This is a genomic window from Amycolatopsis thailandensis, assembly GCF_002234405.1.
GTDB classification, from domain to species: Bacteria; Actinomycetota; Actinomycetes; order Mycobacteriales; family Pseudonocardiaceae; genus Amycolatopsis; species Amycolatopsis thailandensis.
On record NZ_NMQT01000306.1, the window covers coordinates 1 to 611 of the forward strand.

The following is a 611-nucleotide window of genomic DNA, read 5'->3' on the forward strand; positions in this document are numbered from 1 at the left end:
AGAAGGCAGCCGCGCGGTGCTTCAGGGCGGGGTCAACGACATCGGCGGAACGCTGATGGAAGAGACGATCAGCCGGATGGCGGGCGCGGCCAACGGGTCGTACAAGACGATCAGCGACATGCGCTCGATGGTCGAGCCGCTGGGACGTCCGCTGCGGCAACGGACCACCGAGTACGGCACGCCGACCGCCGAGCGGATCGCCGCGGCGCAGGCGTCCGACGGCGTCGCGACCGCGGTGCGGCGGCCGCTGCTGCCGCTTGTCACCAGCTGACGAAAAGTCGTCGACGGCCCCCTGACTCGCGTACGACGCGAGCCCAGGGGGCCGTCACGTTCCGTGTGGCACCGCTCACAAGGCGCGGGGGTCGCGGGCGTTTTCTGTGCTAAACCCGAGAATCACTTCCGGGCAGCCGAGAGGACGTCGATGACCGCGAGCGCAGTCCAAGTTGCCGACACCGCCCGCTATCCGCTCTCCGAACCGGGAAGCCCGGCGTGGCGCGAAATCGTTTCCCGGACCCGCGCCGAACTGCGGGAAACGGGCTGCAGCGTCCTGACCGACTTCATCCGCCCGGAGTTGCGCGACGTCCTCCGTCAGGAAGGCGCGAGGATCGCTC

2 pseudogenes are annotated in these 611 nt (G+C 69.4%); both read left to right on the forward strand.

The features are described from left to right. Positions 1–271, forward strand: a pseudogene (fbiC, locus tag CFP71_RS42495) (7,8-didemethyl-8-hydroxy-5-deazariboflavin synthase); the annotation flags it as partial. A 150-nt stretch (positions 272–421) separates the two neighbouring features. Then, a pseudogene (locus CFP71_RS42500) lies at positions 422–611 on the forward strand (HalD/BesD family halogenase); the annotation flags it as partial.